The sequence below is a fragment of the Nocardia sp. NPDC058499 genome (genome assembly GCF_042719915.1).
Lineage (GTDB): Bacteria > Actinomycetota > Actinomycetes > Mycobacteriales > Mycobacteriaceae > Nocardia.
The window spans coordinates 277,418-294,254 of record NZ_JBHXMZ010000006.1 but is presented as its reverse complement, the minus strand read 5'-3'; the positions used below and the strand labels follow the sequence as shown (position 1 = coordinate 294,254).

Sequence of the window (16,837 nt, the reverse complement as noted above, 5' to 3'; positions counted from 1 at the left end):
CTACGGATGAATATTCCCGGATACGCCCTGGTAACAGGTTGGTTCAGGGGCCGCTGAGGGTGCCCTCTACTCAGGTAGGCTGCGGCCGAGTGCGTGCTAGTGCTGTTTCGGAATTTTTCTTCGGGAGGCACCGTGACCACTTCGCCGACATTGGATCCGACGGGCCGCCCGTTATCGCGAGCCCGGCCACGGTCCCATATCCCGGTGTTCCCCTTCGACCCGGTATCGCGGCCGCGACTGCATACCGGCCTGGATACCGTGCTGGATCGCCGCAACGGCGGTGTCCTGCTGGTCTGCGGCGCGGTGGGGGTGGGGAAAACGGTCGCCGTGGCGGACTGGGTGGCAACGCATCTGCCGCGTTCGCATCCCGAGGCCCGGATCGCCTGGCTCACCGTTCGCGATCAGACCGCGTTGTGGCCGGAACTGCGCACCCGGCTGTGCGTGCCTGCCGCCGGATCCGGGCAGCCGGCCGCGGGGGTGGGTGAGGCCGAAGCGATCCTCGCCGCGCTGGGCGACAGCGCGGACCCGACCGTCGTGGTGATCGACGATGCCCATCTGATCACCGACCCGCTCGCCCTGGCGGGTCTGGAGTACTTCCTGCAGCACGCGCCGCCCGCGGTGACCACCGTTCTGTGCGCCCGCTTCGATCCGCCGATCCGCTGGCATCTGCTGCAACTGCATTCCCGGCTCACCCGGTGGGGCGCGCACGATCTGGCGCTCTCCCCCGCCGAGGCGTCCCGGCTGTGCGCGGGGCACGAATGTGCACTCGACGACCAGAGCCTGCACACCTTGATGGGTCTCACCGAGGGGTGGGCGGCGCTGGTGCGGATCGCGGCGATCTATCTCACCGCGAGCCCGAGCGAGAATGCCGATGCGCTCACCGCGCTGGCCCGTCCGCCGCATGCGTTCGCCGATCTGCTGGTGGGTGAGCTGATCGATACCCTCTCCCCCGCGCTGCGGCAGTTCCTCACCTGCACCAGCGTCCCCGAGGAGTTCACCGAACAACTCGCCGACGATCTCGTCGGCGGTGGTGCGGCGCATCTGCTCTACGAACTGGACCGGATCAATTTCCCGATGACCTCGCTGTCCCGCAGCGGGAAGGTCTGGTATTCGTACCACCCGATGCTGCGGGCCTATTTCCTGGCCGAGGCCAATCGCCTGGGCCCGAATCTGTGTGCCGATCTGCATCTGCGGGCCGCCCGCCGGCTCACCGCGACCGGTGAACTGCAGGCCGCGCTGGCGCATCTGCTCGCGGTCCCCGATCACCGAGAGCTGGGCTCATTCCTGGCCGAGCACGCGCTGGCCCTGGTTTTCGCCGATCACGGCGAAAGCCTGTTCGATGCGCTCGCGGCCGCGGCGCCGGATGTGCTGACCGATCCCTTCCTGCGGCTGCTGCAGGCCACCGACGCATTGCTGCACGGTGGCAGCGGCACGGCGCAGGCCTACCGCGACAGCGCCCGGCTCCTCGCCGACGACGACCCGCATTCACTGGCCGGCCCGTATCGGCTGGAAGCCCTGACCGCGGCCGTGGACGCCGAACTCGCGGTGGCGACCGGCGCCGATTCCGATCCGATCGTCTACCCGGAGCGGATGCCGCCCGCCGACCGCCCCGACCTGGACGGTTATCTCGCCGTCACCACCGGCACCGCGCTCGCGCTGCGCGGCGAACTCGCCCGGGGTGAGGAACGGTTGCGGGTCGCGTTGAGCCGCACCCGGTCCCGCTGCCACCCGCGGCTGCGTTTGATCGCGGTGACCCGGCTCGCCGTCACCGCCGGCCTGGCCGGATCGATCACGACGATGCGGCAGCGCGCCGAACGGGCCTGCGCCATCGCCCGCGATCACGACCTGCTGGATCTGCCGGAAACCGTGCACGCCACCGCGCTCGAGGCCTACGGCGCCTATCTGCAGGGCTCGGAGCCGCACCCCGAACAGATCCGGGTGCTGTGCGCCGAGCACATCCGCCGCGACGGCACACCCGGGCCGGTGGCGGGCCGGGTGCCGCATGTGGTCGGCAATCTGCTCGACTGCCAGTGCGGTGACGACCCGGGCGCCACCGACCGGCTGCGCCGCAGTATCGGCCGCCTGCTCGATGCCGACCCCGCGCCCGTGCTCGGTGGTGGTCTGGTGAGTGCCGCGGTGTGGGCGCTGCTGGGCGCGGGCGATACCGCGGCCGCGCGGCAGCTCACCGAACGGGCACGGGCGGTGCTCGGCCTCATCCCCGACACCGTCCTGTCCACGGCGGCGCTGACGTCCGTCGCGGGTAACCATCAGACGGTCCTCGGGCAGGTGGAGCCCGTACTCGCGGCGACCTCCGGCGCCCATCCCGTCGCCCGGCTCACCGGCTGGCTGCTGCACGCCCGCGCCCACCGCGAACTGGGCAACGATTCCAAAACCCGGGAGGCCGTGGACAACGCCCTGCGGATCGGCGCCACCCATCGCGTGGCCCGGCCGTTCTTCGATGTGCCCGGCACCATCGACCTGCTCGACTACTACGCCGGATGTTTCGGGCACTGCAGCGCCTTCGCCGACAGCATCCGGGCCGGCCACCGGCCCCGGCGCCGGATCCAGCATCCACCGCTCACGGCGACCGAGCTGCGGATTCTGCAACAGCTGCCGTCGGGGCGTACGACCCAGCACATCGCCGACGATCTCAGTGTCTCCATCAATACGGTCAAAACACATCTGCGCGGTATCTACGCCAAACTCGGTACCCGCTCCCGGATGGAAGCGCTGCAGGAAGCGCGGCGCAGCGGATTGCTCTGATCCGGCCGGGGCCGTTTCACCCGCTCCGGACGATGTGCGGCGGTGACGCCGTGGGACACACTTCATTCCGACGCGGCGACACCTGCCGTCGCGACCGGTCCGGACGAGGCAGGAGACGGCGATGCGATACCAGTTCACCATCGACGGCGAACTCTCCGAACGTGCGCTTGCCGCTTTTCCCGAACTCACCGGCGATCACACCCAGGGCACCACCGTGCTATCGGGTCCGGTCACCGATCCGACGGGCATCCGCGGAATCCTGGCCCGTATCGACAACCTGGGTCTCACCGTGATCGAGATGCGCCGGTTGCCCGATTGAGTGCGCTGACCTGCTCGCGTGCGCACGCTGCGGGCGGCTCCGGTGCCCCGATCACGATGACGGCGGACGCAACAGTCGCACCGGTGGCGCGGTAGCCGGCCGGCAACACGGCCGAGCCGAACGGAACCTGCCGGCGAGCGCGACCGGGTCACGCCGGTCGCGGTCCGGTGTGCGGAAGCAGTTCCGGTTGCCCGGTTCGAGTCCGCCACAACCGTCCAGGACGACGTGGGCACGAACGGCGACACGGAGGCCGCGGTGTCCACCCGGACCTCGCCGGGCTCGCCGCGGCCGGCGACCCAGTAGTCGGCGATGTCGGACCAAGGGATGAGTGACACTCCCACGCGGTGCGAGCCGGGGAACGCGACGGTCAGCATCGTTCCGGCCGCACAGAGCTCGCCTCGGCGGAACGCCTTCCCGTGGAAGACATCAATAGGTACGTGCCTGATCAGACCAGCGTGGGTCGAGCCGGTTCGCCGAGCTGCGCGGGAACGAGATGCGTCCGGGGTCGCCGTCCGAGGTGTAGCGACGGGCCGGTTCGGCGGCGAGCAGGTCGAGCCAATAGGCGGAATCGAACGGGACCGCGCCCAGTCCGGAGCGGATCCGCGGCACCGCAGCAGGGTCCACCGGGCCGAATGGTGACGGCGCGGGGTTCGCGCCGACCAGCATGGCCGCAGCGAATCGGTAGGGCGTCCCGTCCGAGTTTCCGGCGAGCGCGAGAGCAGGATCGGCCGGGGCGCTGCCCAGCGGCAGGGCCATCGTGGTTACTGCGGTTCCCGGCGCCGCGGCGGTGATCGCCCGGACATTCTGCGCCAGTTCGCGCTGTACACCGGCAGCATCCAGGCCGGCGAGATCGGGATGGCTCGCGGTATGCGCGCCGATCTCGTAACCGTGCTCGGCCAGCCAGGGCAACGCGCGGGGATCGGCTTCGAACGGATCGTTGTTGACATAGAAGGTCGCGCGGGCCGGGAAATCGGGATGGTCGGCGGCGAAACTTTCCAGCACCCCGACCGCGCAGTCCGCGGTGGGCACGCCTTCGGCGGTGAACCGGAGCTGGCTGCCGGTGGAATCGTCGAAGGTGAGCACCACCGGATGTGTTCCGGCCGGAATATCGATATCCCCGGCGATGTACTGTGCGGCGGTGATCGGGCGGTAGCCTTCGCGATACAGCCGGTCCAATTCCGCCCGGAACTCACCCGGGCTCTGATCGTATTCACCGGCCGGCTCTGCGGTCACCTGGTGATACATGAGAATCGGTACCTCGCCAAGCTCGTCGGCACCGACGGCGGCCGGGTCCGGGAGCGCCGGCGGCGGGGGTGGCGCGGAGGTACTCGGCGGCGTATCCGCCGAGGCGGGTTCATTCGCCCCGCAGGCCGTGGCCGCCGCGCAGATCAGTGCCGCCGCAACCACCCGAACATATCTCCCCGGGTACCGCACCATCGCCCGGATATTACGTGCCGGCAACGATTTACGGTCCATCTCCGCGAAACAGATCGGCGCTGCGGCGGACTCGCCATAGTGGGCGGGAAGCTGTTCGCGGAAGTTGGTGTGTTGTGCTCGTGCGGGACCGGGCGGTCGACCGGAAACGGTTGGCGGTCCTCGTATTCGGTGTTGTTGTGCTCGTACTGCTGGTGTTCGCCGGGATCGGAGCCGGCCGTTCACCGGCCCCGGATCTTCCGTTGACCGGTCTCCCATCGGGACCTGTCGGCGCCGCGGCACTGAAGGATCTGACGCTTCGTGTGGATGCCGCCGGACACGATCCGCATGCCGTCGAACTCATGGTGGACGGTTCCGCCGTCACCGGCCGGGTAGACGGCGATACCGTCGTCTACGAGCCCGAAGCACTGTCCGACGGCGAGCACACGTTCACCGCCGAGATACCGCCCGGCGGGATCACCGGCTGGTTGCGCGACGGCCCCGGCGCCGAAGCGACCTTCACCGTGGATACCGCCGCCCCGGAATTGGAAGTGACGCAACCGGATACGGTCGCCTCCTACCGCGACCCGGTCACCGTGCGCGGGCGGGCGCCCGATGCGGAACAGGTTTCGATCGGTACGCATTCGGTGACCCCCGGCCCCGACGGCAGTTTCGTGAGCGAACTGCCGTACAGCCCCGCCGGCTCGGAGGTGGTGGCGGTGGACGCGGCAGGTAACACCACCACACAGGCGCTCACCACCGGTATCGATCTGCCACAGATGCGGGCCGTGCATGTCACCGCGCACGCCTGGTCGTACGGCCCGATGCGCGAAGCGGTCCTGGACCTGGCCCGCCAGAAACGTATCGATACCGTGCAACTCGATATCAAGGACGAAGACGGTGTCGTCGGTTATGCCTCGAAGGTTCCGCTGGCCCGCCCGACCGGCGCCGCCACACCCATCTACGAAGCGAAGGCGGCGCTGCGCCAACTCCACGATATGGGGGTGCAGGTGGTCGGCCGGATCGTTGCGTTCCGCGATCCCACGCTCGCCGAATGGGCCTGGCAGCACGGCCGCCCGGACTGGGTGGTGCAGAACCCGGCCGGGCAGCCGTATTCCAGTCACTACGGCGCGATCGCGTTCACCAATTTCGCCCACCCCGAGGTCCGCGGCTACAACATCGCGCTTGCGGTCGAAGCCGCCGAACTGGGTTTCGACGGGGTCATGTACGACTACGTCCGCCGCCCCGACGGCAGGCTGTCGAGTATGCGCTTCCCCGGTCTGAAGGGTCCCGCCACCGAAGCCGTCGCCGGGTTCCTGGCGCAGAGCCGCGATCCGGTGCACGCCGCCGGCGCCCACCAGAGCGCCGCGGTCTACGGGATCGCCGCCACCCGGCCCGACCAGATCGCGCAGGATATCCGGCTCATCGCACCGCAGGTGGATTTCGTCGCACCGATGATCTATCCCTCCCACTGGGGACCCGGCGAATACGGTGTGGCGAACCCGAACGGGCAGCCGTTCGATATCGTCGCCGCCTCCCTACGTGATTTCCAGACCGTGACCAAAGGCACGGGCGCGACGGTGATCCCCTGGCTGCAAGATTTCAGCCTGGGCGTGAACTACGGAGATGCCCAGGTCAGAGCCCAAATTGATGCGACCCATAAAGCCGGTATAGACAGTTTCTTCCTGTGGAGTCCCAGCGTGGAATATCACGGCGGCGCACTCGACCCGAAGTGATCGCGTAACGCCGCGCACCCCCGCCGCGACGTCTCCGGTGACGTAACGGCCCGTCGGGGGGCCAGTCCGTCCATTTATCAGTTCTGGAATGGAGCATGGGACATGGCTTTCCGAAGTAGCTGGATTCTGCAATCATCCCGCGGGTTCACCCGACGATCCCGCGGCTGGTTCACCCAGCACCGCATCGCCGCGGCGATCGCCGCGCCCGCCGCCCTGGGCGTGGTGGCCGCGGTGGGCGCCACCTATTCGATGACCGCACCCTCCCAGCAGGTGGATACCCAGCTGAAGGCGTCGGTGACCGAATGCCACGATATGGTCACCATCTCGGTTGCCGGCCGCGGTGACACCCCGCGCGAGGGCACCACCAAACTGCTGGTCGACGCGCACGGCAACCCGCTGCCCGCGGCGCTGTCGGGCGACCACAGCAGCGAATGGGTGGACCCGGTGGTCAACGCCCCCGCCGACGATGTGGACGCCGGCTCCTACGCCGCGGTCTATATCGCCTACCCGGCGGATATGGCCACCTACGAGGACGCGGTCACCTCCGGCGTCGCCAACACCCAGCAGGTGATGCGTGAGATCTCGCAGGCCTGCCCGGACACTCGGTTCGCCATCGTCGGCTACAGCGAAGGCGCCGATGTGGTGCGGCGGGTCGCCATGGAGATCGGGCATCAGGAACAGCAGGACGGCGGTTACGCGATCGTCGACCCGGACAAGGTCACCGGCGTGGTCATCCTCGCCGATTCCGGCCGCGCCCCGGGCGACGGCCCGTTCCCGGGCGCCGAGAACCCGCACGGCAACCCGGACGGGTTCGACCAGGCCTATCAGAACGGGAAGAACCCGGTCCCGGGCCAGGGCGCACTCCCGGATACGGGCGGCGACTTCGGTTCGCTGAACGGGAAGATCGCCTCGTTCTGCTCCGACGGCGACCTCACCTGCGCCGCGCCGGAGAACATCGCGCTGCTGCAACTGGTAGTCAATGTGGCGCGGCAGATGAACGTCGACGCACTCGAACGCGACGGGCTGACCCCGGCCACCGGGCAGGATGTCGCGGTCGTCCTCAGCCGGGTCGCGCTGCTCGCGCTCGCCGATATCCAGTCGCAGCCGAACTGGATGGCCAGTGACGAAACCTTCCTCGAGGTTTTACTGCGGGTGTCCGAACCGGGCTACGAACCCGGCGCCGCTCCCCCGGCCGGTGAACAGCCCGCCGATTCCATCTCGACCGGCGAGATGGCTCCGCTGGCCTACCTCCCGCAGAAGATCCTCAACGAGATCATCGGGCTGATCGTGACGAATCAGAACACCATCCCCGTGATCCTGTCCGACCCGTACAACCTGACGCTGGGCCCCGACGCCACCGGCCACCACTTCGACTACTGGCGCGACGCCGACCCGGCCAACGGCAAACCCCTGACCTCCGCCGAATACGCCGCGGCCTGGCTCACCCATCTGGCAAAGCAGGCCCAGGCGGGCGAACCGGTGAATACGAAATCCACCCCCACCCCCGAAGATCTGGACGACGCCTACCGGGCGGCCGCGCAGACAACCACCGAAAAGGCGGCCGAGCCGACCGGCACCACCACAGCAGCCCCGACCGCCACCGGTACCGCCCCGGCTACGACCACGCCGGCGGCGCCGACCACCACGACGCCGCCGCCCGGCGAGACGACGACGGTGCCCCCCTCGTCGATAACGGAACCCCCGAGTTCGACAACCGCGCCCCCGAATTCGTCAACCGTGCCCGCGAACTCCGCACCCGCAACGGAGGTCGCCGCTCCGCCGACCACCACGCCCACCACGACGACGCCCCGGGCCAGCGAACCCACCACGGAAACACCCGCTACGCAGTCCGGTGAGTCGGTCGCGCAGACCACGCGCTGACACCGCGCGGCGACGCGCCAGGACTGAACAGGAGGCCGGGGCCGGCACACCGGTGCGCCGGATCAGCGCGCCGAACCCGACACGGCGTCCTGCTCGTAGCACGTGGCCCGTCCCTGATCGACAAGTATGTTCGTATGACCGTTACCGAACAAGATCTGCCCCACCTCCGCCGCTGCATCGACCTGGCCCGCGAGGCACTGGCCGCCGGCGACGAACCCTTCGGCTCTGTCCTGGTCGCCGCCGACGGCACTGTGCTGTTCGAGGACCGCAACCGGGTGAAAGACGGCGACGCCACCCAGCATCCGGAATTCGCGATCTCCCGGTGGGCCGCCGGGCACCTGTCCCCGGAAGAACGCGCCGCCGCCACCGTCTACACCTCCGGAGAGCACTGCCCGATGTGCTCGGCAAGTCACGGCTGGGTCGGATTGGGACGCATCGTCTACATCACCTCCAGCGCACAGTTCAGGGCCTGGTTGCGCGAATGGGGTGTTCCCGCGGCGCCGGTCGCCTCGCTTCCGATCGGCGAGATCGTCCCGGGCGCGGTCACCGACGGGCCGGTCGACGAGCTTGCCCAGGAAGTGAAAGACCTCTACCACGCCTGCTTCGCACCGCGGCGCTGAGCCCCGCCGAGCCCCAGATCGACTTGGAACTCGGCCGGGCAGGACCGCACTGCGCGATCATCGCGTACGCTCCCTCCGATCGCGCCCTTGTCCGATACACCAACCGGACTTGCTTGTAGCATGAGCAAATGGTCACGCCGAGTGCCCGCGACGTGGAGCGCCCCGACCTTCCCGAGTACATGACCTGGGAGGAACTCGAAGGATTGCCCGACGAGGTAGCCGCACAGATCGAACTGTGGGACGGGCGGGTGGTCTGGTTGCGGCGGGGGCCGGGGGAACATCAGACGGCGATGCGACGCCTGACCAACGAAATCGAACGGTGTGCTCGTGGTGATATGTCGTCGCATTCCGAGCGATGCTGGCGAGTGAACCTGGAGACCGATGTATTTTTCGGGCACTCCGGAAAATCCGACTTCGTCACTCCGGATTTCCTGGTGCACCGTTGTCTCCCGCCGGGTTCGGATGTTCGAGCCACCGATACCGTGCTGGTCGGCGAGGTGCTCTCGCCGTCGAATACCCCGGGCGATATCGAAACGAAGAAGGTGCGTTATGCGAGCGGCGGCATTCCTTCCTACTGGGAGGTCGAACTGCGGCAGGATCTGACCGGTATCGCCGCCCTGCGTGTGTATATCCTCGAAATCGGCCACGCCGAGCTTCCACCGGGAGTCCGTCCGCTCCGGTCGGCGAATTACCTGATGGCGGGCGAGTGGATCCCGGACGCCGGTGCCGGCGTGTCCTTCCCGTACCCGTTCCCGATCGAGGTTCCCTGGTCTTCGCTGGCTTTCTGACCGGCACCGCGCGATCTCAGCGGGCCGCGTCCCGCGGGGCGGTGAGCCGGTCGGTTGCCCATCGGGCCCATTCGGCTTCCATGCGGTAGTGGCGCAGGCCGTGTTCCAAAGCGATGCGGCCGAACTCGTTCTTCTCGCCGCCCCAGTCGAGCTGTTCCAGGAGCGTGGTCAGATGATCGAGTTCTGCCTCGGCCTTGCGTTGGATATCGGTGAAGAATTCGATCGCTTCCGGTGTCTCCACCTCGGACAGCAGGAATACCCGGAGCAGGCGCCCGCTTCTGGTCGGGGTGGTATCGGGGGTGGCGAGCCAGTCGCGCAGCGCTTGGCGGCCGGGTTCGGTGATCGCGTACATCTTGCGTCGCCGCGGACCTTCGGCGGCGATCTCGATCAACCCCTCGCGCTCCAGCCGGCCGAGCTCACCGTAGAGCTGGCTCTGGGTCGCGGCCCATACGTTGGCCATGGAGATCTCGAAGCGTTTGAGGAGGTCGTACCCGCTGCCGGGCTCTTGTGCCAGGAGACCGAGCGCGGCGAATCGGAGACTCATACGGCGATGATATCCCACTCTTGTCATGTCACTACTGACATGACACAGTAGTAGGTATAGGGCTCTCGATCCCGGCCCCGGTGCGGTACACGGCGCACCTCGTCCGAAAGGTACGACCCGATGCAGCTTCCGCACGACACCGATTCCTCCAGGAGCCATCTGGAAGGGAACTTCGCCCCGGTCGACCACGAGGTCACGGTGGAGACCCTTCCCGTGACCGGCCGGATCCCGGCCGAACTCACCGGCCGCTACCTGCGCAACGGCCCCAACCCGCGAAACGGTTCGCCGCATTGGTTTCTCGGCGAGGGCATGTTGCACGGGGTCCGGCTGCGGGACGGCAAGGCGGAGTGGTACCGCAACCGCTGGGTTCGCACCGGGAAATTCGAGGGCGACGCCACTCCCCTCTACGACCCCGCCACCGGAAACCGAAACCTCCACGTGGCGAGCGCGAATACGCATATCGTCGGCCACGCCGGGCATCTGCTGGCGCTCGTCGAATCGTCGCTGCCCTGGGAGGTGACCGGGGAACTCGACACGCTCGGTGTCTACGATTTCGGCGGCGCGCTGACCAATTCGATGACCGCGCATCCCAAAACCTGCCCCCACACCGGAGAACTCCATTTCTTCGGCTACGGCAGCCTCACCGCCCCGCATGTGCGCTACCACCGCGCCGATGCCGGCGGCACTCTCGTCGTGGATCAGCCGATCGACGTCCCCGGCCTCACCATGATGCATGATTTCGCGATCACCGAACGCTACGTCCTGTTCCTCGACCTGCCGGTGGTGTTCAGTCTCGAACTGGCCCGGCAGGGCACGATGCCGTACCGCTGGGACCCCGGTTACGGGGCCCGTATCGGCGTCCTGCGCCGCGACGCTCCGGCCGCCCCGGTCCGCTGGTTCGAGATCGCACCCTGCTACGTCTTCCACGTGGCGAACGCCTTCGACACCGGCGACGTGATCACACTCCACGCGGTGCGATACGAATCGATGTGGGTCGGTACCAGTTCGGCCTTCGACGACCAGGGCACCCTGCACGAGTGGACGATCGATCTCACCCGCGACCGGGTCGCCGAACGTGCCCTGGACGACCGCGCCGTCGAGTTCCCCCGGATCGACGACGCATCGACCGGCCTGCCGCACTCCACCGTGTATGCCGTCGGGCCGCATCACCTCACCGGTTACGATATGCCCACTGTGCAGCACCGGACACACGAATTCGGTGCCGACGAGCCCGGCGAGGCCGTATTCGTCCCCTCGTCCACCGGTGCCGGATATCTGCTGTTGTTCGTGTTCCGCGCCCGAACCGCCACCAGCGATCTCGTGATTCTCGACGCCGGTGATCTGACCGCCGCCCCGCTCGCGGAGGTCCATCTCGGCGTCCGCGTCCCCACCGGATTCCACGGCAACTGGTTCCCCGATACCGAGCACTGACGCTCCGGAAGCCCTCCCGCGAAAAGGGTTTCGACTACTGCACCTGAATCCACCGAATGCTTCGGTTCACTCCGTCATCTGTCCGCTAATCGTCATGACCTGCGCTTTGACCACGACCCGGCCCGGTTCTAGCTCGACCTCGAACCGGGCAGGCGCCGCACCGCACCGCGCGATCATCTCGTGCGCTTCCTTGCGAATCGCGTCCTTGTCCGAAACGAAAGCTGACGATCCCCAACGTCCTGGCGGTACCCCGCCGTTGCGGCGGACACGATCGTGATGCGCCCGGCCGGGCTGGGCGTTCTCGGTGCGCGGGAGCTTCCGGTCACCTGGTGGGAGGTACCCGGGATTTCGCCCCTACCGTTTGTTGAGCTGGCCGGCGTCGACGGGGACGACCGTGCCGGTGACGTAGCGGGCGTCGTCGGAGACCAGCCAGGCGATGGCGTTGGAGACGTCGAGCGGTTCGACCAGGTCGACGGGCATGGCATTCGACAGGGCGTTCGCCAGTTGCGGGGCACGTTCCATGATGGCAGCGAGGTTGCCGTCGCCGGCCATCGGCGTGCGGACCGCGGTGGGTGCAATACTGTTGACGCGGATGTGGTGCGGCGCAAGAAAGTTGGCCCAGGAGCGCATCAGACCGATGACGCCGTGTTTCGCGGCGGTATAGCCGAGGAATCCCGCGGTGGGGATACCGACGCCCATCAATCCGCCGGTGGAGCTGGTCAGCACGATGGCTCCGCCGCGGCCGTGTTCGATCATCGAGGGGATTGCGACCCGGCCGGTGTTCCAGACACCTTTGAGGTTGACGCCGACGACCTCGTCCCATTCCTGTTCTTCCGGGGCCACCGCGCCGCCGGCACCGATCCCGGCATTGGCCAGGACGATATCGACCGGCCCGAGTTCGGCGGTGCCCTCGTCGAACACTGTCCGGAGGGCGTTCACATCACGGACGTCGGCCTGCCGGGCGACGATGCGCCGACCCAGCTTCTCGACCTCGGCAACGGTCTGGTCGAGTTCCTCGACGGTGCCCATCGGGTACTGCACCGAGCCCAGCTGTTCGCAGATGTCGAGCGCGATGATGTCGGCGCCTTCCGCCGCCAGCCGCAGCGCATGGCTACGGCCTTGTCCGCGAGCGGCACCGGTGATGAAGGCGACTTTGCCCTCGAGTTTTCCCATGATCGTGTCTCCTTGCTAGCGCGCGACCTCACGCATCCGAATCGCGTCGCAGTCCTGGGTTTCGAGCAACTCCGCAACCATGTCCCGGATGCGCTGTACACCGTGCCCGACGCCTGTGGTCATGAGCGCGACGTGATGTTCGGGCGATCCGACCAACTCCTTCCCCGAACACTCATGGAACTGACGCTCTCTCAAAAGGGTAATAAAATTACCACTACACGGCTACATCATTTCCCCAATTTGCCCGGCATACTGGCCTTCCGTGCCGGCGAGAAGCCCGGCTACCACGTATGCAGGGCCCGCCACCGCGGGAACACCCGCGCGGCCCCGAACTCAGAGGGTGACAGCCGCGGCGATCACAACACCCGGTGCAACCAAGCAAGATGGCGACCGGCTATTTCGGCGGTTTCGCGGAGTTCGAATCCGGTGGCACCGGCGAGGGCGCCGGCGTGATCTATCGCGGCCTCGGCCCAGGGAAACCACTCGCCGACCTCGGTCGGCGTCTCCAGCCGGATCTCACGAACCAGTATCCCCGTTCCGGGACAGCTGAATTCGACTACCGCCTGACCACCGGGCCGCAGCAGCCGGGCGACCCGGCGCAGCAGCCGGTGGGGGTCGCCGCCGATTCCGATATTGCCGTCGGCGAGCAGCGCGTAGTGCCAGCGGCCGTCACCTGGAAGGGGTCCGAAGACGTCGCGGGGTACGGCGGGCGCGCCGCGGTGGCGGGTTACCGCGATTGCTGTGGGGGAGATATCCACGCCCAGCGCCATCACCCCGCGGCGGCAGAGGGTGGCGACGAGCCGACCGGGGCCGCAGCCCAGGTCGACCGTGGGCCCGTCACAGCAACTGACCAGGGCCGAATCGACGCGATTATCGGCCGCGGTGGCGCGGTCGCCGCCGAGCCAGCGGCGAGTGGGCAACGGAACGCGGTCGCCGCCGGCAGTGCGTACCCAGCAGTCTCCTCCGGTGAGAGCCGGATCGAATCGCCCGATCATCGTGTCACCCGCCGACCGCCGAGCACGGTATCGACGCTGCCGATCATCGCACGACCCGGCCGCCGGCCAGTGCGCGGACCTCCACGGCGAACCGGCCGTGACAGTCGGCGGCGACTCGCAGAGCGTCGACGTAGTGATCGACATCGTCGAGTAGCGGCAGCGCTTTCACGCGGTAACCGATGGCCTGCAACGTCTTCCGAGTCACCGCGCCGGTCCGGTCGGTGGACATCGGTACGTCGACGAGCAGCCGGGCGGCCCGAGGGTCGGAAAGCCCCAGCGCCCACCAGCCGCCGTCACCGGCCGGGCCGAGCAATGCCTCGGCTCCCTCGGCGAGCGAGCAAGCGGCATCGCTGAGCAAGCCCGGACCTACCTGCGGGGTGTCCATTCCGATCTGCAGGACCGGCAGCCCGGCGCGGGCGGCGTCGGCGTGCGCGTTCGCCAGACGCACCCCGAATCCGGTTCCCCGCTGGGGCATGACCTCGAAATCGGCTAGCGAGCCGCGGATTTCCTCGGCGCAGTCGGCTACTGCGAGTTCACCGGTGAACGCCACCATCCGGTGGGCGGCCGGGCAGGCACGCACCGCGTCGAGGGTGTCCAGCAACGCGGCCGCCGCCAGCCGTGCCGCCTGTACCGGGGTCAACGGGGGGCACAATCTGGTTTTGGCGAACCCGGGGACCGGCGCCTTGGCGACGACCAGAACTGTCACGGGAATCGGTACACCGGATACTTCCCTCGGTCTCGCCGGGGCGTGTCCTTCCCGCCCGGCCGCGTGATCCGCCCCCGCCACTCGCCCGTCTTCGGAGGTCCTATCGACCGGCATCCGGCGGGCCGGGTACGCCACGCCGGACCCAGCCCCGAACTCTTCCCCGGCCCCGCGCCCCTCGCTGACCCCGGGCTCCAGCCTTGTCCCGGGCTCATCCCCCGACCCGGCCCCGGGCCCCTCCTCAGTCCCGGGCTCCTTCTTTGTCCCGGCATCAACCCCCGCCCCGGCCTCGAACCCGGCTCGGGCTCGGAGTTCCGCCCCGCCTGGTCCCGGGGTGCTCATCGCAGCACCCCCAGGAAGTCGCGGGTCGCGCGTAGCGAGCCCAGGGCCGACCCGGAGATCTTCGATTCACCGCCGGTGCGGGGGCGGTAGCTGATATCCATTTCGCGGATCACCCAACCGGCCGTGGCCGCTCGGACCAGCAGCTCGAGGGGATATCCGGATCGGTCGTGCAGATGTCCCAACGCTTCCAGCCGGCCCCGCCGCGCGACCCGCATCGCGCCGATATCGTGCACGGGCAGCCCGTAGCGCCGACGGAGCCGCCGGGCGACGACACCGTTGCCGAGCCGGGTGTGCCACGGCCAGGCTCCTCGGGTGACGGCCCGGCGCCGGCCGACCGCGAGATCGGCGCCCGCGCGGACCGCCGCCACCAGCCCGGGTAGCTCGCCGGGGTCCATCGACCCGTCCCCGTCGAGAACCGCCACGAATTCCGTACCGGCGACGGCGATACCGGCTTGTACGGCGGCACCGTATCCGGGCCGCGTTTCGGTGACGACCCGCGCACCGTGCTCGGTCGCGACGGCCGCGGTGGTGTCGGTCGAGCCGTTGTCGACCACGATCGCGTGGTAGCCGGCCGGGACCGCGGCAAGCACGCCCGGCAACGCTTCGGCTTCGTTGCGGCACGGGATCACGACGGTGACGCCGGCCGGTGCGCTGTCCTTTGTCGCCATGGCTGCCACGCTAGGCCGGAATCGGCTCGAAACCTGTGACAAAACGATGACGTCGTATCGGTCCACCAGGTCGATCCGGTGTGACCGGCGGTGGCCGGGCCTAGGGTGGCCTCTGTGCCGGATCCGATCGAAACCACCGCGCCCTGCCGCCGGGTGCGCGGGGAGCTGCTCGGCGCGGGAGCCGCCGCGCTGCTGGTCCTGATGGCCTTCGTCGTTCCGCAAATAGCGAGCGAATCGTGGCGGGAACGGCTGTTCGCCGGGGCCGCGCCGATCTTCGGCTGGTGGTCGCCGCATATCGGCTGGGGAACGCTGCCGGCCATCGCGCTGGCCGCGATCGTGGTGTTGCGCGGCCCCGCACTGGCCCGGCGGTTGCGCTGGGGCCCGCTGCTCGGCGCCGGGTATGCGACCGCGCTCACCTGGGCGTTCGCGCTGGCCTTGGTGGACGGCTGGGAACGCGGGGTCACCGCGCGGCTCGCCGACGGCCACGAATACCTCGCCGAGGTGCCCGGGGTCACCGATATCCCGCTGATGCTCGACACCTTCGCCGGCCGGATCCTGGACGGGCAGCCCGATTCCTGGACCACCCATGTTTCGGGTCATCCACCGGGGGCGCTGTTGTTCTTCGTCCTGCTCGACCGTTTCGGAGTGGGCGGACCGACCTGGGCGGGGATCGTCTGCGTGCTCATCGGCTGCAGCGCACCGATCGCGGTGGCGGTGGCGTTACGCGCCTTGGGCAGCGAAGACCGGGCCCGTGCCGTGCTGCCGTTCCTCGCCCTGGCTCCCGCGGCGATCTGGATCGCGGTCTCCGCCGACGCGTTGTTCGCCGGGGTGACGGCGTGGGCAGTCGCACTGCTCGCCGTCGCCGCCCGAGCCGGGCGATGGGTACCGGTACTCGCCGCCATCGGGGCGGGAATCCTCTTCGGTTTCGGGATCTATCTGAACTACGGGCTGGTGCTGATGGGTTTCGTGGCGGTGGCGGTGCTGGTGGCGGCCCGCACCGCACGCCCGCTGCTGCCCGCGGTATTCGGCGCGTTGCTCGTGGTGGCCGCGTTCACCGCAGCGGGATTCTGGTGGTTCGACGGCTATCACCTGGTGGTCGAGCGGTATTACCAGGGCATCGCGACGGATCGTCCGTACGGGTACTGGTGGTGGGGCAATCTTGCGGCGACCGTTTGTGCGGTGGGCCTGGCGACCGCGGCGGGGCTCCCCCGGGCTCTCACCCGGTTGCGCACACTCGAACCTGCGGCACTGCTGGTCACCGGGGCGGTGTGCGCGATCGCCGCCGCCGATATCAGTGGCCTCAGCAAGGCCGAAACCGAGCGGATCTGGTTACCGTTCGATATATGGCTGCTCGTCGCTACGGCCTACCTTCCGTACGCGCGGGCCCGTCCCTGGCTGGCGGTGCAGGTCGCGGGGGCGCTGCTGCTGGTCCATCTACTGTTCACGAATTGGTGAGGGCGA

14 protein-coding genes are annotated in these 16,837 nt (G+C 68.6%); 8 read left to right on the top strand and 6 right to left on the bottom strand.

What is annotated here, in order from left to right; genetic code table 11:
* The first annotated feature begins 132 nt into the window (after nucleotides 1-132).
* Nucleotides 133-2,763, top strand: coding sequence for a LuxR C-terminal-related transcriptional regulator (locus tag ACFWPH_RS20370; protein ID WP_378753193.1), 2,631 nt, complete (start codon nucleotides 133-135; stop codon nucleotides 2,761-2,763).
* Nucleotides 2,764-2,884: 121 nt separating this feature from the next.
* Nucleotides 2,885-3,082 carry a hypothetical protein gene (locus tag ACFWPH_RS20365; RefSeq protein WP_033245601.1) on the top strand — a complete coding sequence of 66 codons (198 nt, stop codon included), beginning with the start codon at nucleotides 2,885-2,887 and terminating at the stop codon, nucleotides 3,080-3,082.
* Between the two features lie 426 nt (nucleotides 3,083-3,508).
* Here ACFWPH_RS20365 and ACFWPH_RS20360 read toward each other — a convergent pair whose 3' ends face one another.
* Nucleotides 3,509-4,489: a polysaccharide deacetylase family protein gene (locus ACFWPH_RS20360; protein ID WP_378753191.1), complete on the bottom strand. Its 981-nt coding sequence runs from the start codon at nucleotides 4,487-4,489 to the stop codon at nucleotides 3,509-3,511.
* Nucleotides 4,490-4,632: 143 nt separating this feature from the next.
* Between ACFWPH_RS20360 and ACFWPH_RS20355 the strand changes: the two genes are divergently transcribed.
* The 4 genes from ACFWPH_RS20355 to ACFWPH_RS20340 all read left to right on the top strand — a co-directional run bounded on the left by ACFWPH_RS20355 (nucleotide 4,633) and on the right by ACFWPH_RS20340 (nucleotide 9,520).
* Nucleotides 4,633-6,231 (top strand): putative glycoside hydrolase, encoded by a 1,599-nt coding sequence (locus ACFWPH_RS20355; RefSeq protein WP_378753189.1) that lies wholly within the window; start codon nucleotides 4,633-4,635, stop codon nucleotides 6,229-6,231.
* Between the two features lie 102 nt (nucleotides 6,232-6,333).
* Nucleotides 6,334-8,112 carry a cutinase family protein gene (locus tag ACFWPH_RS20350; RefSeq protein WP_378753187.1) on the top strand — a complete coding sequence of 593 codons (1,779 nt, stop codon included), beginning with the start codon at nucleotides 6,334-6,336 and terminating at the stop codon, nucleotides 8,110-8,112.
* 134 nt (nucleotides 8,113-8,246) lie between these two features.
* Entirely contained in the window at nucleotides 8,247-8,732 is a 486-nt protein-coding gene (locus ACFWPH_RS20345; protein WP_378753185.1) for a nucleoside deaminase, read from the top strand.
* 128 nt (nucleotides 8,733-8,860) lie between these two features.
* Nucleotides 8,861-9,520, top strand: a complete 660-nt coding sequence (locus tag ACFWPH_RS20340; RefSeq protein WP_378753183.1) for a Uma2 family endonuclease — start codon at nucleotides 8,861-8,863, stop codon at nucleotides 9,518-9,520.
* 16 nt (nucleotides 9,521-9,536) lie between these two features.
* On the opposite strand, the gene ACFWPH_RS20335 is transcribed toward ACFWPH_RS20340, so the two are convergent.
* The gene (locus ACFWPH_RS20335) at nucleotides 9,537-10,064 is read right to left on the bottom strand and encodes a PadR family transcriptional regulator (protein ID WP_378753181.1); all 528 of its coding nucleotides are present in this window, start codon (nucleotides 10,062-10,064) and stop codon (nucleotides 9,537-9,539) included.
* 120 nt (nucleotides 10,065-10,184) lie between these two features.
* Here ACFWPH_RS20335 and ACFWPH_RS20330 point away from each other — a divergent pair, with 120 nt between their 5' ends.
* A complete protein-coding gene (locus tag ACFWPH_RS20330) occupies nucleotides 10,185-11,495 on the top strand; it encodes a carotenoid oxygenase family protein (RefSeq protein WP_378753180.1) in 1,311 nt (436 codons plus the stop codon).
* A 354-nt stretch (nucleotides 11,496-11,849) separates the two neighbouring features.
* On the opposite strand, the gene ACFWPH_RS20325 is transcribed toward ACFWPH_RS20330, so the two are convergent.
* The 4 genes from ACFWPH_RS20325 to ACFWPH_RS20310 all read right to left on the bottom strand — a co-directional run bounded on the left by ACFWPH_RS20325 (nucleotide 11,850) and on the right by ACFWPH_RS20310 (nucleotide 15,376).
* Complete coding sequence (locus ACFWPH_RS20325) at nucleotides 11,850-12,668, bottom strand: mycofactocin-coupled SDR family oxidoreductase (protein WP_378753178.1); 819 nt, start codon at nucleotides 12,666-12,668, stop codon at nucleotides 11,850-11,852.
* Between the two features lie 356 nt (nucleotides 12,669-13,024).
* Entirely contained in the window at nucleotides 13,025-13,663 is a 639-nt protein-coding gene (locus ACFWPH_RS20320; RefSeq protein ID WP_378753176.1) for a methyltransferase domain-containing protein, read from the bottom strand.
* A gap of 43 nt (nucleotides 13,664-13,706) precedes the next feature.
* Nucleotides 13,707-14,375, bottom strand: a complete 669-nt coding sequence (locus ACFWPH_RS20315) for a DUF2064 domain-containing protein (RefSeq protein ID WP_378753539.1) — start codon at nucleotides 14,373-14,375, stop codon at nucleotides 13,707-13,709.
* A 329-nt stretch (nucleotides 14,376-14,704) separates the two neighbouring features.
* Nucleotides 14,705-15,376, bottom strand: coding sequence for a glycosyltransferase family 2 protein (locus ACFWPH_RS20310; protein ID WP_378753174.1), 672 nt, complete (start codon nucleotides 15,374-15,376; stop codon nucleotides 14,705-14,707).
* 201 nt (nucleotides 15,377-15,577) lie between these two features.
* On the opposite strand from ACFWPH_RS20310, the gene ACFWPH_RS20305 reads away from it, so the two are divergent.
* Nucleotides 15,578-16,831 carry a hypothetical protein gene (locus ACFWPH_RS20305; RefSeq protein ID WP_378753537.1) on the top strand — a complete coding sequence of 418 codons (1,254 nt, stop codon included), beginning with the start codon at nucleotides 15,578-15,580 and terminating at the stop codon, nucleotides 16,829-16,831.
* The last annotated feature ends 6 nt before the right edge of the window (nucleotides 16,832-16,837 follow it).

Coding starts and splice junctions, on each gene's coding strand:
- ACFWPH_RS20365 (WP_033245601.1), top strand. CDS start 2,885: ATGCGATACCAGTTCACCATCGACGGCGAACTCTCCGAACGTGCGCTT.
- ACFWPH_RS20350 (WP_378753187.1), top strand. CDS start 6,334: ATGGCTTTCCGAAGTAGCTGGATTCTGCAATCATCCCGCGGGTTCACC.
- ACFWPH_RS20345 (WP_378753185.1), top strand. CDS start 8,247: ATGACCGTTACCGAACAAGATCTGCCCCACCTCCGCCGCTGCATCGAC.
- ACFWPH_RS20340 (WP_378753183.1), top strand. CDS start 8,861: ATGGTCACGCCGAGTGCCCGCGACGTGGAGCGCCCCGACCTTCCCGAG.
- ACFWPH_RS20335 (WP_378753181.1), bottom strand. CDS start 10,064: ATGAGTCTCCGATTCGCCGCGCTCGGTCTCCTGGCACAAGAGCCCGGC.
- ACFWPH_RS20330 (WP_378753180.1), top strand. CDS start 10,185: ATGCAGCTTCCGCACGACACCGATTCCTCCAGGAGCCATCTGGAAGGG.
- ACFWPH_RS20325 (WP_378753178.1), bottom strand. CDS start 12,668: ATGGGAAAACTCGAGGGCAAAGTCGCCTTCATCACCGGTGCCGCTCGC.
- ACFWPH_RS20320 (WP_378753176.1), bottom strand. CDS start 13,663: ATGATCGGGCGATTCGATCCGGCTCTCACCGGAGGAGACTGCTGGGTA.
- ACFWPH_RS20310 (WP_378753174.1), bottom strand. CDS start 15,376: ATGGCGACAAAGGACAGCGCACCGGCCGGCGTCACCGTCGTGATCCCG.
- ACFWPH_RS20305 (WP_378753537.1), top strand. CDS start 15,578: ATGGCCTTCGTCGTTCCGCAAATAGCGAGCGAATCGTGGCGGGAACGG.